Annotated in this window: 12 protein-coding genes; 11 read left to right on the top strand and 1 reads right to left on the bottom strand. The window is 64.3% G+C overall.

Translation table 11 applies throughout. The features are described 5' to 3' along the window. The first annotated feature begins 21 nt into the window (after positions 1–21). From LJB71_RS11730 to LJB71_RS11705, 6 genes are all read left to right on the top strand, one after another. On the top strand, positions 22–2,694 hold the full coding sequence (locus tag LJB71_RS11730) for a sensor histidine kinase KdpD (RefSeq protein WP_259304319.1): 2,673 nt from the start codon (positions 22–24) through the stop codon (positions 2,692–2,694). Positions 2,695–2,711: 17 nt separating this feature from the next. After that, complete coding sequence (locus LJB71_RS11725; RefSeq protein ID WP_259304318.1) at positions 2,712–3,374, top strand: response regulator; 663 nt, start codon at positions 2,712–2,714, stop codon at positions 3,372–3,374. A 609-nt stretch (positions 3,375–3,983) separates the two neighbouring features. Continuing rightward, a complete protein-coding gene (locus LJB71_RS11720) occupies positions 3,984–4,355 on the top strand; it encodes a helix-turn-helix domain-containing protein (protein WP_259304317.1) in 372 nt (123 codons plus the stop codon). Next, positions 4,339–4,908: a hypothetical protein gene (locus LJB71_RS11715; protein WP_259304316.1), complete on the top strand. Its 570-nt coding sequence runs from the start codon at positions 4,339–4,341 to the stop codon at positions 4,906–4,908. The genes LJB71_RS11720 and LJB71_RS11715 overlap by 17 nt, the downstream gene beginning before the upstream one ends. Positions 4,909–5,006: 98 nt before the next feature. After that, on the top strand, positions 5,007–5,336 hold the full coding sequence (locus LJB71_RS11710; RefSeq protein ID WP_259304315.1) for a type II toxin-antitoxin system PrlF family antitoxin: 330 nt from the start codon (positions 5,007–5,009) through the stop codon (positions 5,334–5,336). Beyond that, complete coding sequence (locus LJB71_RS11705) at positions 5,333–5,830, top strand: type II toxin-antitoxin system YhaV family toxin (protein WP_259304314.1); 498 nt, start codon at positions 5,333–5,335, stop codon at positions 5,828–5,830. The genes LJB71_RS11710 and LJB71_RS11705 overlap by 4 nt, the downstream gene beginning before the upstream one ends. A gap of 157 nt (positions 5,831–5,987) precedes the next feature. On the opposite strand, the gene LJB71_RS11700 is transcribed toward LJB71_RS11705, so the two are convergent. Further along, a complete protein-coding gene (locus tag LJB71_RS11700) occupies positions 5,988–6,296 on the bottom strand; it encodes a hypothetical protein (RefSeq protein WP_259304313.1) in 309 nt (102 codons plus the stop codon). Positions 6,297–6,425: 129 nt separating this feature from the next. Between LJB71_RS11700 and LJB71_RS11695 the strand changes: the two genes are divergently transcribed. The 5 genes from LJB71_RS11695 (at position 6,426) to LJB71_RS11675 (ending at position 14,766) form a co-directional block, all read left to right on the top strand. Then, positions 6,426–8,963 carry a helicase-related protein gene (locus LJB71_RS11695; protein WP_259304312.1) on the top strand — a complete coding sequence of 846 codons (2,538 nt, stop codon included), beginning with the start codon at positions 6,426–6,428 and terminating at the stop codon, positions 8,961–8,963. A gap of 350 nt (positions 8,964–9,313) precedes the next feature. Continuing rightward, the gene (locus LJB71_RS14605) at positions 9,314–10,006 is read left to right on the top strand and encodes a DUF3883 domain-containing protein (protein WP_310649449.1); all 693 of its coding nucleotides are present in this window, start codon (positions 9,314–9,316) and stop codon (positions 10,004–10,006) included. 9 nt (positions 10,007–10,015) lie between these two features. Further along, positions 10,016–10,900, top strand: coding sequence for a nucleotidyltransferase (locus LJB71_RS11685; protein ID WP_259304311.1), 885 nt, complete (start codon positions 10,016–10,018; stop codon positions 10,898–10,900). Between the two features lie 45 nt (positions 10,901–10,945). Beyond that, the gene (locus tag LJB71_RS11680) at positions 10,946–11,524 is read left to right on the top strand and encodes a hypothetical protein (protein WP_259304310.1); all 579 of its coding nucleotides are present in this window, start codon (positions 10,946–10,948) and stop codon (positions 11,522–11,524) included. Further along, the gene (locus LJB71_RS11675; protein WP_259304309.1) at positions 11,524–14,766 is read left to right on the top strand and encodes a DUF1156 domain-containing protein; all 3,243 of its coding nucleotides are present in this window, start codon (positions 11,524–11,526) and stop codon (positions 14,764–14,766) included. Before LJB71_RS11680 ends, LJB71_RS11675 begins: the two co-directional genes overlap by 1 nt. The last annotated feature ends 25 nt before the right edge of the window (positions 14,767–14,791 follow it).

The following is a 14,791-nucleotide window of genomic DNA, read 5'->3' as shown; positions in this document are numbered from 1 at the left end:
CAACCCTGGGCGACGTCGCACGTGAACACCGCTGGCGATGACCTGCGCCCCGATCCAGATCGGCTGCTTGCTGCCGTCCAGGCGGAGGAAACGCAGCGGCGGCGCGGCCGATTGAAGATCTTCTTCGGCGCCTGTCCGGGCGTGGGCAAGACCTATGCCATGTTGCAGGCGCTGCACGAACGCCGGCGTGAGGGCGTGGCCGTTTTGCTCGGCGTGGTCGAGACTCATGGCCGCAGTGATACCGAGGCGCTGTTGCAGGGTTTGCCCCGACTGCCGTCGCGATCGATCGACTACCGAGGACGCACCCTGTCCGAGTTCGACCTCGATGCCGCACTGGCCTCGGACGCGGCGCTGATTGCCATCGACGAACTGGCTCATAGCAACGTTCCCGGCAGCCGTCACGCCAAGCGTTGGCAGGACGTGACAGAACTCCTAGATGCCGGTTTCGACGTCTACACCACGCTCAACGTGCAGCATCTGGAAAGCCTGCACGATGTGGTGGCCGCCATCACCGGCATCCGGGTGCGCGAGACCGTGCCCGATCATGTGTTCGATCGCGCCGACGAAGTCACCCTGATCGATCTGTCTGCCGAAGATCTGATCAAGCGGCTGCATGCCGGAAAGGTGTATATGGGCGAGGCTGCACGGACGGCCATCGACCGATTCTTCCGCCCGGGCAATCTGATCGCTCTGCGTGAGCTTGCCCTACGGCGCGTAGCCGAACGCGTAGACGCGCAGATGCGTGCCTACCGCAGCCAGAAGGCGATCGAAGCCGTCTGGCCCGCGCGCGAGCGGCTGCTGGTCGCTGTTGGCGATGGCGACGACGAACCACTGTTGCGCTCGGCGGCGCGTCTGGCGACACGGCTGGAAGCGGACTGGATCGTGGTTCATGTGGATCGAACCGCGGCACAGACCGAAAAAAACAAACGCGAGCAGGTGATGGCGTTGCTATCGCAGGCGCGGCGGCTGGGGGCCGAAGTATCGACCGTGGCGGGTGACGACGTGGCGGACACCCTGGTCGAACTGGCACGCGAGCGCAATGCCAACCGGGTAATACTTGGCTGGCGACCGCGGCCGGGCTGGAAGCGCCTGTTGAATCCACCCATGGTGGAGCGCATCCGCCGCCGCGCACCCGACATCGAGATTTCTCTCATCGGCCTGCCGGTCCAGGCGCGATCCCCGCGGCGTGTTCGGGTCGAGGATGCACTGCGCCCACGTCACCCGTACCTGTGGGCCAGCACAGTGTGCGCGACGACCACACTGATCGCTTGGCTTCTCTCGCACGTATTTGATCTGTCCAACATCGTCATGCTGTTCCTGCTGGCGGTGGTGCTGGTTTCCCTGCGTTGGGGGCGCCGTGCCGGCGCTTGGGCCGCACTGCTGGCGGTACTGTGCTTCGACTTCTTTTTCGTTCCGCCGCAATGGTCATTTGCCGTCAGCGACAGCCAGTATCTGTTCACGTTCATGCTGATGCTGGCAGTGGCTTTGATCATCGGCCAGCTCACGGCGCGATTGCGCTTCGCCGTGATCGCCATGCGCCAGCGCGAGCGGCGCAGTGGCTTGCTGATGGGCTTGTCGAATGCACTGTCTGGAGCGTTGACAGTCGAGCAGATCGTCGAAATCGCAGTACAAGTCTTGGAGTCCCGGTTCGAGGTGAACATCGCCCTGGCGATTCCCGATGCCGATGACCGGATCCATGATCGCGCAGGCGGCTCCGCGGCAGTGGACCTCAGCATCGCCCAATGGGTTCTCGATCGCGGCGAAACGGCAGGTGCGGGCACGGGTACGCTCAGCGCTACGACCGGCCGTTATCTGCCGCTGAAGGCACCGATGCGCGTGCGCGGGGTCTTGATCGTCGAGCCCAAGCATGCCGGCACATTGCCTTGGCAACGGCCCGAGGACCTTGATGCCCTGGAGGCGTGCGCAGGGCAGATCGCAGTCGCGTTGGAGCGGGTACATTTCGTGGAGGTGGCCCGCGACGCCCTCGTACAAATGGAAGGGGAGCGCATGCGCAACACCTTGTTGCTCACCCTCTCGCACGATCTGCGCACGCCGTTGACGGGGATTTTGGGCGCTGCGGAGGTCGCAGCGCAGCGAGCAGGCGGCAGCGCCATCGAAGAACTGCTGCGGCAGATCGTTGCGCAGGCGCGCGCCATGCAGCGGCTTCTCGACAACCTGTTGCAACTGGCCAAGCTGCAATCCGGCATGGCCCGCCTGGAAAAGCAGTGGCATTCACTGGAGGAAATCGTCGGCAGCGCACTGCGGCAGGTCGAAGTCGCGCAGGGGACGCATCGCTTCCAGCTTCATCTGCCCCCCGACATGCCGCTGATCGAGGTGGACGGCCTGTTGCTCGAACGCGCGCTGGTCAATCTGTTGGACAATGCCTTCAAGTACACGCCTGAAGGCACGACCGTCGAGCTTCGCGTCAGGCTCGAAGGCAGTGAGGTCATCATCGAAGTCGCCGATGACGGTCCGGGGCTGCCCGTCGCGGATCCGCGCATCCTGTTCGAGCCCTTCCGTCGCGGTGAACCTGAATCCAGCGTACTCGGGATGGGGCTGGGATTGGCGCTGGTCGAACGGATCGCGCAGATGCATGGCGGCAAAATCGATGTCCTCCAGAAGCCGCCACACGGCACGATCTTCACGCTGCGTTTTCCCAAGGGCGTTTTGCCGCCAGAGGAAGCGGCCGTATGAGCGCGGCTCACATCTTGATGATCGAGGACGACGTCCAGATCCGCCGCTTCGTGCGCGTCGCGCTCGAAGATGCGGGTTTTGCCGTCACCGAGGCCGAGGGTGTCAAGCGCGGTCTGATCGACGCCGCCACGCGCCGGCCCGATCTCATCATCGTCGATCTGGGCCTGCCCGACGGCGACGGCAAGCGCCTGATCGCGGAGGTGCGCGGCTGGTCGGATCTGCCCATCCTGGTGCTCTCGGCCCGCGACCAGGAGCGTGAAAAAGTCGCGGCCCTGGATGCGGGCGCCGACGACTATCTGACCAAGCCTTTCGGCGTGGACGAGCTGCTGGCCCGGCTGCGTGCGCTGCTGCGCCGGCGATCATCGGCAGCTGCGGACGTCATCGTGCGCTTTGGCGACATCGAAGTGGACCTCGCCCGGCACGAAGTCCGGAAACGCGACGAGATGGTGCATTTGACGCCGACCGAGTATCGGCTGCTGGCAGCGCTGCTGAAGGCCAAGGGCGCGGTGTTGACCTATCGCCAACTGCTCCACGATGTCTGGGGGCCTGGTTACGCCAACCGCACTCACTACCTGAGAGTCCACATGGCCAACCTGCGCCAAAAGCTGGAAGACGATCCTGCCCGCCCCCGCTACTTGATCACCGAACTCCAGGTGGGATACCGGCTGATCGGAATCTGAACGCAGTCAGCGCTGTGCGGTTTAGGTGCCCAGGGTCGACTCATGCGTCCCTGGGCAATCACGGACCTCATGGCGAGACCATGCGTCGCAGTGAAACGGGTGTGCTGCCCATCCAAGCACGATGGACAACCGACGCCCGTGACACACGTGCAAGTCGTTGACGCGCAAGGCCGTCTGCGTGCGCTTCCCGCGAGAAGTTGGCGCGGGTTTTGAGAGAAGAGAGGGCAAAAGAGAGTCGAACTGGGCGACTTTCGGGCGGCGCGGCTTCGCCGCGAGGCACACGCAAAACAGCCCGCAGCCCCGCGTCGTCTGCGGAACCCAGAAACGAAAACGCCCAACCGAGAACGGTTGGGCGTGGAAGGGTGGTGGTGGAGTATCGCCGCGAAATGAACCAATGATCCGTGGGAACTGCGTGCCTCTCCATGAACGGCGGGCCGGGTGGAGGATGGTCGGGACGCATTCCTTGATCGCTTACTCCGCCGGGTTTCCTCGACCTCCCCGATCGGCCTCCCTGAACTCGCCCGCACACGGCCACACCCGCCATGTCGCCTTGAGCTGGTTGCGCGAACAGCGCCGTAATGGCCTGCCGCAGCCCGAGCGGAGCAGACCATGTCGAACGACCCCGCCTTCACCGAAATCGAGCTGGCCCAACGATGGGCCATCAGCATCAAGACCTTGCAGCGCTGGCGCAGCGAGAACCGGGGACCCCGGTACATCAAGCTGTCGAAAGTCGTGCGCTACCGCCTCGCCGACATCCTGGACTACGAGCAGGCACAGCGACAAGGTGAACCCGTCCGCGACGAACTGCCGCCACTGCCGAGTTCGGCACCAGCACCTGAGCCGGCGCCCGACCCTGAGCCGCCTCAACCCGAGCCGATGCGCTACACATTGAAGGAAGCATTCGCGCTGATCGCGCAGTACGGCAGTCTGCAGGCCGCAGAAGCAGCCTTGGGGGAGGCCGACGATGAATCACGAGGCTGATGCATGGGTCGGCCAAGCGCGTCGCCGCAGTCGCCCCGCCACGCGTGAACCCGAACCCGATTCCCGGATCATCGACATCCAGTACCCGATCCTGAGCGAAGCGACCTTGCTCCATCGGTGGAACCTCTCGCCGAAGGCCCTGCAGCGCTGGAGTGCCGAAGGCATCGGCCCACCGGCGTGGCGGATCGGCAAGCACCCGCGCTATCTGGTATGCGAGGTCGAGCGGTTCGAGCGCCATGCGCAAATCCGCCGTCGATCAGACGGGACGAGCGATCTGTCCGTGTCGCACCCCAAGGCGCGGGAAGAGGCCATCGAACAAGCGGCCACCTCCTGGGCTCGGCCGAGGGAGAAACTGCTACTCACCGAACACGAGATCAGGCAGGTGACCGATCTGCCGAGCTACTGGTTCACGCACCGATCCGAGCGCGAGGCGCTGGGTGTCCCGCACTACACCCTCGGTGGCGGCAAGGTGATCCGCTTCGACGTGGAGGAGATCTTCCGTTGGGAGATCGCCCGCCTCGTGCCCCGCAGGCACTTGACGAGTCGCGCTTGACAAGTGATCGCGGCGCTCGGCGCTGCAATGCAGTTGCATTGACAAGACAATGCAATCGCATTATTCTTGCCACGAAGCTCGCAGCCAGAGAGCCGCCCATGCCCGCCACCCTCGAAGCCGAATCGACGCTGACCGATCGCTATCAGACGACGGTGCCGGAAACCGTGCGCCGCGCGCTTCGGCTGGGCAAACGCGACAAGATCCACTACACCATCCGCCCGAACGGTGAGGTCGTGCTCACGCGCGCGGCCCCCGGCGATGGCGACGACCCGGCGCTGGTGCCGTTCCTCGGCTTCCTGGCCCGCGACATGGCCGAGCATCCCGAACGGCTCCAAGCCGTGGATGCCGGCCTCGCGCAGCGCATCCAGGCGCTGGTCGGCGGTGTCGAGGTCGATCTCGAGGCTCCGCTGTCGGCGGATGATGAATGAGCGGCGCCCCGTTGGTCGTCAACGGCTGGGCCCTCTTCGCTCACCCGATCTTCCTCGACCAGCTTGACGCCCTGACCGCGCAGGTCGAGGCGCTCAGGCGCAAGGACCCGACCGGCTACGCCAAGAAGAACGCCACCAAGCGCCTGGCGGCCATCGCCAAGCTGGCGTTCGAGGTCATCCCTCAGGACCCCGCCCGGCCGGAGTACCGCCAGGGCAACACGCTCGGGGACGAGCACAAGCACTGGTTCCGGGCCAAGTTCTTCCAGCAGTACCGGCTGTTCTTCCGCTACCACGCCCAGGCGAAGGTGATCGTCTGCGCCTGGGTCAACGACGAGGACACCAAGCGGGCCTACGACAGCGCCGACGACGCCTACCAGGTGTTCCGCAGGATGCTCGACGGCGGCCGCCCACCGTCGGACTGGGGCCAATTGCTGGGCGAAGCCCGTGCCGAGTCGGAGCGCCTTCGCCGGCTCGCGTCAGGGGGCGGGGCTTGAATTCGCCGGGGAACCGTCAGGCGGTGCGTGACGGTTCGGCTCTACGTGCGTCGCCTGCCGTTCCGCTTCTGATGGTTCCCGAGGAAGTCTGCGCGCGTCAGCGGATTTGGTAGGAAATGGTAGGAAGTGTGGCGGAGTCTATCGCCACGTCTAACCACTATCCGTACTGAGCGGGTGACACCGCGGAATCGGGCGCGGCAGCGGAGGTTTCGCCAGGCGCTCTTTGCACCGCGGCAGCGTCGACTCCGGCCGGGCAGGCCAGCCCCGAGTCCGTCAGCACGTATTCGACATGCCCCGGAAAGTAGCACTTGCTGACGTAGCCGCTGGCGACCAGCGCCGTCAGCATCGACTGCCTGGCAGCTCCCCTGATGTACGAAGGCAACGGTTCGAGCGCCCGGCTCAGGCGCGATGCTGCCAGTCGGACCGCTTCGTACTGGGCCGCTGTCAACCGATGGGCATTGGTCATGGTGGATGATCCCGAATGCAGACGAGACCCTCATCAGGCCGCTGCCGGTGTTGAAAGCCAAGTCGCGTGGCCTTGCGTTGGCGATATATCGTGTGATATAAAGCCAACCATGGAACACACGAGCGCAACATGAATCCCGAGCAGATCCGCCATCTCCGGAGGACCCTGGACCTCACGCAACAGCAGTTCGCAGATCTGCTGGGCGTCTCGTTCGTCACCCTGAATCGGTGGGAGAACGGGCAGTCCAAGCCCTCCGCGATGGGGCTGGCCAAGTTGCGGGAGCTTGCGGGTCGGTCAGGTGGTCATTCAGCGGGGTCGGGGAAGCCCAGCAGGAGTGCGACACCTCCTGACACGGACGATGCGTCACCCCGACTTGATTTTCTCGGGGACGCGAATGCGTTGCGCGTGCTCGTCGAGGGCGAGCGGCTGTCCTACGGACATCTGTTCAACCCGGCATTCGCGACCGAGATCAGCGAAATCGACCCGCTGCCGCACCAGCGGATCGCGGTCTACCAACGCATGCTGCCCCAGCACCGTCTGCGCTTCCTGTTGGCCGATGACGCCGGCGCCGGCAAGACGATCATGACCGGGCTCTACGTCCGCGAGAGTCTGTCACGCAGGACGATCCGCCGCGTCATGGTGGTGGCGCCAGCCGGTCTGGTGGGCAACTGGTACCGCGAACTGCGTAAGCTGTTCCAGTTGCCGTTCAAGATCGTGACCGGCAACGATGCCAAAGACGGCAATCCGTTCGTCGGGGCTGGCAGCGAGCTCGTTGTGGTCAGCATTGACAGCCTCCGCGCACCGCGCCTGTTCAACGCGCTGCGCGACCCTCAAGTCGTGCCCTATGACTTGGTGGTGTTCGACGAGGCGCACAAGCTCTCGGCGAACCGCGACTTGGATGGGACGTTCAGGGCGACCGACCGGTATCGGCTGGCCGAGGCCATCGCCGGGGTGCGCGAACTACCCGAGGAGTGGCGCATGCCGTGGGCGGCGCACCACCTGCTGCTACTCACCGCCACGCCCCACATGGGCAAAGAGTACCCGTATTACTGCCTGTGGCGGCTGCTGGAGCCGGAGTTGTTCAGTACCGAGACCGCCTTCGCCAAGTTTCCGCGCGAGTCGCGCGAGCGCTACTTCATCCGCCGGGTCAAGGAGGAGATGGTCGACCTCCGTGGCAAGCCGCTCTATCCCGAGCGCCTTTGCGACACAGTGAGCTACGACCTCACCCAAGGCCAGATCAGCGAGCAGGTGCTTTACGACCGCACGACCGCGTACATCCGCCATTACTACAACCAGGCGCGGCTGTTGAACCGCCAGGCCGCGCGGTTCGCCATGACGGTGTTCCAGCGGCGCATGGCCAGCAGCACCTGGGCGCTGCTCTGCTCCTTCCGCAACCGCCTGGCGAAGCTCGACGCTTTGATCGATGACATCCAATCCGGTCGGGTGCCTGAGGAAGAGCTGCGCAGCCAGCAAGAGCGCCTGAACCGCAAGGTCCGCGAGGGGCGGCTGGTGGACGTGCTGGCCGCGAAGACCGCTGATGAGGAAACCGAATCGGCAGGCGTCGAAGAGCACGAGGAGAGCGAGGCGGAGGCGCTGGGCGCCTTCATCGCCACCAGCCTCGCGGAGCTCATCGACGAGCGCAACCAGGTGCAGGAGCTGATCGCACTCGCCGAGGCCGTTCACGCGAGCGGCCAAGAGTCGAAGTTCGAACGGATGGCGGAGCTGCTGCGCTCGCCGCAATATCGCGACCAGAAGGTCATCATCTACACCGAGCACCGCGACACGCTCGAGCTTCTCGCCCGGCGCCTCGAAGGCATGGGCTACGCCGACCAGGTGGCCTACATCCACGGCGGTCTGGGTTTCGAGGAGCGCGACGCTCAAGTCGAGCGCTTCCGGCGACCTCATGACGCCGATGGCAAAGGAGCCCGCTTCTTCATCGGCACCGACGCGGCAGCCGAGGGCATCAACCTGCAGTTCTGCTGGATCCTGATCAACTACGACGTGCCCTGGAACCCGGCGCGGCTGGAACAGCGCATGGGGCGGATTCACCGCTATGGCCAGAAGCGAGACCGCGTTGCCATCATCAACCTCGTTGCGGGCAAGACGCGAGAAGGACGGGTCATCAAGACTTTGCTGGACAAGCTGGAGGAAATCCGCAAGCAGCTCGGTTCGGAAAAGGTGTTCGATGTGGTCGGCCGCATCTTCGAGGGTATGGCCATCACCGAGTACATCCAGCGGGCCATCGAGTCGGATGACGAGGCGGACAAGAAGGCGCTCGAACTCGCCGGCCAGCTCACGCCGGAGCAGATCAAGGCCATCGAGGCCCGCGAGGCGTCCCTCTACGGCAAGGGCGGCGACGTCCGCATCGACCTGCCCCAACTTCGCGAGGCCATGGCCATCGAGGAGATGCGCCGCCTTTTGCCGGGGTACGTCCGCCGGTATCTCGAGCACGCCGCGCCGGTCATTGGCATCGACCTTGTCGGCGATCTCGATGGTGCCTTCTTCATCCGGCCGCGCAAGCGGGGGTGCTCGACAGCCTCCTCCCGGTGCTCGAGACCTACCCCGAGTCGGCGCGCAACCGGTTTACCGTCTACCGTCCGGACGATGGGCGTGATGCCGTTTTTCTGCATCCGGGTGAGCCCGTCTTCGAGCGTCTCTCGGCCATAGCCATCGAGCGCGCCCGTCACGATGCCTTGCGTGGCGCCATCTTCACCGACGTCAGCGCCACCGCACCCTACCTGTTCCATGTCGCCCGCGTCAGCGTGGAGCGCGGCGTGGATCCCGGCTTGCCCGCGTTTCTCCAACCTGAGGTCATCGAACAACGCCTCGTCGGCCTCAAGCAATACGCCGATGGCCGCCTGATCGAAGCGCCTGTCGAGCACCTGCTGCTCCTCAAACCCACCGACAAACCAAGTCCTGGCAGCGTGGTGTTTCTCGCCCAAAGCGACACGTGGCGGCTGGCCGCGCAGGAACACATCCAGCGCGAGGTCGTCGGCCAGCTGGCCGAGCTACAGCGCATGAAAGCGACCCAGCGCCTCGCGGAGACCCAGGAGTACCTGCAACGGGCGTTCGACTACCAGGAGTCGGAGCTGGCCGCCGCGCGCAAGCGCTTCACCGAGAAGGCCCGTGACGGCAACCGGGGCGCCCATGCAGAGCTGGAGCGGATCAAGGTGCAACAGAGCAGCCTCGCGCAGCGCCGTGAGCAGGCCTTGCTTCAAGCGCGCCGCGAGGTGGACCTGATCCAGCCTGGCCGCGTGGAAATCCTGGCCTCCGCGCTGGTGCAGCCCTCTACCGATCCCGAAGACATCAAGGCGCGCGACGCCGAGGTCGAGCGCATCGCCATGGAAGTGGCGATCGCCTTTGAATCGGCGCAGGGCGCGGACGTGCGCGACGTGTCAACGCCCGACAAAGCCCGTCTGGCCGGGCTCACGGACTACCCAGGCTTTGACCTGCTGTCCAAACGGACTGGCGAGGAGCGTGGCATCGAAGTCAAAGGGCGTGTAGGCGTCGGCGAGATCGAGCTGACCGAGAACGAATGGGCACGCGCCTGCATCCTGCGTGAACGCTACTGGCTGTACGCCGTGTTCGATTGCGGTGGCGCCCAGCCCCGCCTGCTGCGAGTGCAGGATCCCTTTGCCAAGCTGATCGCCAAGGCGCGTGGCAGCGTGGTGATCGGATACAGCGACATCGTTCGCAGCGCGTCGGAGTAAGGAGCAAGCATGGCAATTCCCGAAAGCCAATTGGAAACCTGGTCGCATCAGGGTGCAGTGACGTCCGCATCCGCGATCTACCAGCGAATCCGAGATGCGTTGCAAGCTGATACCACGCTGTCGGTCCGGAACTTCGACGTGTTCCTTCAGGGCTCATACCGCAACAGTACGAACATCCGTGGCGACAGCGACGTGGATGTGGTGGTCAGGCTCAACGAGACCTACATGCCTGACTACAGCCTATTGGATGCTTACACCAAAGGCATCGTTGAAGGGCATAGCAGCCCGGCGACGTATACGCTTGCCGATTTCAGGCGCGACGTCTCCAGCGCCATCCGGCGTGCCTTCCCGAATCACAACATCACCGAAGGCGGGAAGAGCATCAAGATTCCGAGGACGACCAACAACATTCCGGCCGATGTCGTTCCCTGCTTGGAGTATCGGCTGTATTACAAGACTCAATCAGGTGCAGTTGACCACGCGTCTGGGATCTGGCTGAGGGATGTTCAACGTAATCACGAGGTCACCAGTTTTCCGACTCAGTCTTATGAGAACGGGGTGGCCAAGCACGGCAGAACGAGCAACTGGTACAAGCCGACCGTCCGCATCTTCAAGAACGCCCGCGGTTGGATGGAAGACAACGGCCTGATCCGGAGCGGGACGGCATCGTCCCATGCCATCGAGTGCCTGCTCTACAACGTGCCCGACCAACAGTTCGGTAGCAGCTACGGGAGCACCTTCGTCAACGTCGTGAACTGCCTGAGTAGCGCAGACCTCACGAACTTCGTCTGCCAGAACGGCATCCAGCGCCTGTTCAGTGACGGACGGTGGACCGAGGCAAACGCCCGCGCCTTCATTGCTGGTTTGATCCAGATGTGGAACCAGTGGAGATAGCCGGTGCACGGATACGCATCTGACAACCCTTTCCGAGGACCGAAGGTGTATTTCGCTTTCGGTGCTCTGGCCATTGGTGCGGCCAGCCTTCTGCATGAGATGGCCATGCTGCCACCCGTGGCCGGGTATATCGATGCAGCCGCACTCTCGGCAGGCGCGATCTACGGCGGGATGGTGCTTTTGTATGAGCGCTGGGGCTGGCGCTGGCTGTCTACGTTGAAGAATCTCAACGGCACCTGGGTCGGGACCATCACCACCTCGCACAACGGCGGAACCAGTGTGCCTTGCGTCGTGCGCGTGCGCCAGACGTGGACCCGCATGGCCATCGAGCTCGAAACCGAGCACTCGCGCTCGCGCACAACGATGGCGGCGCTCTACGAAGAGCAGCCGGGAGATGTCGGACTGAAGTACGAATATGTGTGCGAGCCCAGAAATCTCGCCACGCCAACGATGCAAACACATCGTGGCGTCTGCATGCTGGCGATCTCAACTGGCCCGAATGGGCTGCGCCTGAGTGGCGACTACTTTACCGGCCGCGGGAGAGAAACCCGAGGCGAAATCACGTTGCAACGCGTAGCGAAGGGTCTGCTGGACTTCGATGCTGCGTTGAAGAAGGAAGAATAATGAACGACAAACGCCTGATCGAGGTCGCCTTCCCGCTCAAGCAGACCTCCATCGACTCGGTGCACGAGAAGAACGTGCGCCATGGCCACATCTCCACGCTGCACATCTGGCCCGCGCGCCGGCCTCTGGCCGCTTGCCGCGCGGCGCTGATCGCCACGCTGCTGCCCGACCCAGGGGACAAGGAAAAGCGCGACGAGCTGCTCAAGCGCCTGGGCGGTGTGCTGAAGAAGACCACCAAGAAGAAGAAGATGCCCAATGGCCGGATCGAGGAGATCGAAGCCTGGGAAACCGAAGGCGGCGTGCTGCGCTGGGGTCGGGAAACGAGTCCGGACATGGAGTGGTTCCGGCAGGAAATCCGCAAGGCCTATGGCGACCGCGCGCCCCGGGTGCTGGACCCGTTTGCCGGCGGCGGGGCCATTCCGCTGGAGGCGATGCGGCTCGGCTGCGAGGTGACCGCCATCGACATCAACCCAGTGGCCTGGTTCATCCTCAAGTGCACCTTGGAGTATCCGCAGAAGCTCGCTGGACAGAGGCGCCGGCTGCCGGATTTTGCGCTCCAAGATGTGGCCTTTCTCACCGAGTACTTCAAGGCTCGCGGCCTCAAGGTCAAGGATGCAGAGCGGCGTGCCCGACAGATCGCGGGTCAGGTGCAAACCGCCCGCAACGAGAATAAGGACTTGTTTGGCCTGCCTGACATCGAGGCTGATGAACTGAACGCCGATCTGGCTTGGCACGTGCGTGCTTGGGGCCGTTGGGTGCTCAAGGAAGCGCGCAAGGACCTGGCGCGCTTCTATCCGACCTACGCCGAGTATTGCAGTCTCAAGCCCTACGCCCGAGTCGAACTCGATACCAACGAGACCCTGAAGTTGGTGCAGGTCAACGACGACGGCGAGCCGCAGATCGATGTGCTCAACGCCGGCTTCGATGCTGCCTATCTGGACAACCCTGCCAACCCGCGCTGGGTGGCCAAGCCGACCGTCGCCTACCTGTGGGCGCGCACGGTGAGCTGCAAGGCCTGCCGCGCCACGGTGCCGCTGCTCAAGACCCGCTGGCTGGCCAAGAAGGACAACAAGCGCGTGCTGCTCACCATGCAGCCGCGCGAGGACAAGAGCGGCGTTGAGTTCGGCATCGACGCCAACCCGCCCGTCAAAGGCGGCAACGCCGCGCAAAAGCGCGTGCACGACAAGCAACTTGGCGCCGGCACCATGAGCCGCGCGGGGGTCACTTGCCCCTGCTGCGGCACCATCATGACCATGGAGGATCTGCGGCTGGAGGGCCGTGCCGGACGTCTGAGTGCGGTCATGACCGCGGTGGTGGTCGATGGCCCCGGCGGCAAGGAGTACCGCCTCCCTACCGCACACGAGATCGCGATGGCCGCAGAGGCCGAGGCCGAGTTGGGGCGTGTGTTTGCCGAGGTGCCGTTCGGGTTGCCGACGGAGCCGACGCCCAGGGGGGGATCGGGCGCTGCTCGTGCCTTTTCCGTTGACGGTTACGGCATCGACCAATGGCACAAGCTGTTCACGGCGCGGCAGTTGCTGGCGCTGGGGTGTTTCGTCAAGGCTATTCGCCGAGCTCGGCATGCGGTCTCGACGTCAGGCTATGGGGCTACCGAGGTCGAGGCCCTGTCCGCGCTTCTGCAGTGCGGTTTCGACCGCATGCTCGACTTCAACTCCAGCATCCTCGCGTGGATCACCAGCGTCGAGGCGATCGGCCACACCTTTGTTCGCTTCGCGCTCCCGATGAACTGGGACTTCAGTGAGGCCGCGCCCATCAACGACGTACGTGGCGGCTGGTGGATGTGTCTGGATGCTGTTGCGGAGTCCATCGAGACGATTCTGCGGGCCACCAACCCGGTCGCCCCGGTGCCGAAGGTGCTCAACCAGAGCGCCATCAAGTGCCCGGAAGCAGGGGCCTACGACGTTATCGTCACCGACCCCCCGTATTACGACGCCATCCCGTACTCAGACCTGATGGACTACTTCTACGTCTGGGATCGGCGTCAACTGGCAGATCTCTCAACCGCCTACGCGCAGGCCTTTGCATCGCCTCTCGGCCCCAAATGGCGCAGTGACGTCAACGATGGTGAGCTGATCGACGACGCATCTCGCTTTGGCGGGAACCGTGAGGCGTCCAAGCGCAACTACGAAGAGGGCATGGCCCGGGCCTTCAAGGCGTGCCATACGGCACTCAGGCCGGGGGGTCGGCTCGTCATTGTGTTTGCGCACAAGCAGCCCGATGCGTGGGAAACCCTGGTCTCGGCAATCATCAAGGCTGGCTTCGTCGTTGACGGGTCCTGGCCCATCCAGACCGAACAGGCGGCCCGTATGCGCGCCCAAGGTTCAGCCGCGCTGGCCTCGTCCGTCTGGCTGGTCTGCAAGAAGCGCGACCCGCTTGCTCGTGCCGGCTGGGATACCCAGGTGCTCAAGGAGATGGAGTCGAGCATCACCACCCGGTTGCGCGACTTCTGGGACGCCGGCATTCGTGGCCCGGACTTCATTTGGGCCGCTACAGGACCGGCGCTGGAGGCCTACAGCCGCTACCCGGCGGTGAAAAAGGCGTCCGAGCCAGGAAGCCTCATGACGGTGAGCGAGTTTCTCGGCCACGTACGCCGCATCGTGGTGGATTTCGTCGTCGGCCGTGTGCTCTCGCATGGCCAATCGGAGCCCACGCCCGGCGACCATCCGCTCGACGACGTGACCACCTATTACCTGCTGCATCGCAATGACTTCGGCCTCAAGGAAGCGCCGGCTGGCCCGTGCATCCTCTACGCCGTGTCTTGTGGCCTCTCCGAGCGTGAGTTGGTCGACCAGTACGACCTGCTGGCAAAGACCGGCGGCGCGCAAGCGGTCGACGATGATGATGAGACCGAGGACGATGACGAGGCCAGTGACGCGGAGGAAACCACTGCCGCCGGCGGTGGCGGTAAGTACAAGCTCAAGGACTGGCGCGCCCGCAAGCACCGCTCGCTGGGTGTGGAAACCGCGAGCGGACGCGCGATTCCGCTGATCGACCAGGTGCACAAGCTGATGCAGCTGTGGGTGGCCGGCGATGTCGTCAAGGTCAACGACTACCTGGACAGCCGCGCGCTGCGCCGCAGCCAGGTCTTCGCGCAGCTGATCCAAGCCTTGATCGAGAAGAGCCGCGCTGAAGGCTGCACGGACGAGTGCTCGATCCTGGAGCGCTTGCAGAACTATCTGCGCTCTGTAGGCAGCACCGCGCAAGTGCCGCTCGGGCTGGAGTAAAGAGAATCGGGATCAGGAGAACAAC

It is taken from the genome of Thermomonas sp. S9, from assembly GCF_024704365.1.
In the GTDB taxonomy this organism is placed as follows: Bacteria; Pseudomonadota; Gammaproteobacteria; order Xanthomonadales; family Xanthomonadaceae; genus Thermomonas.
Note: the sequence above shows the minus strand (reverse complement) of the source record. Positions and strands in the feature narration are given on the sequence as shown.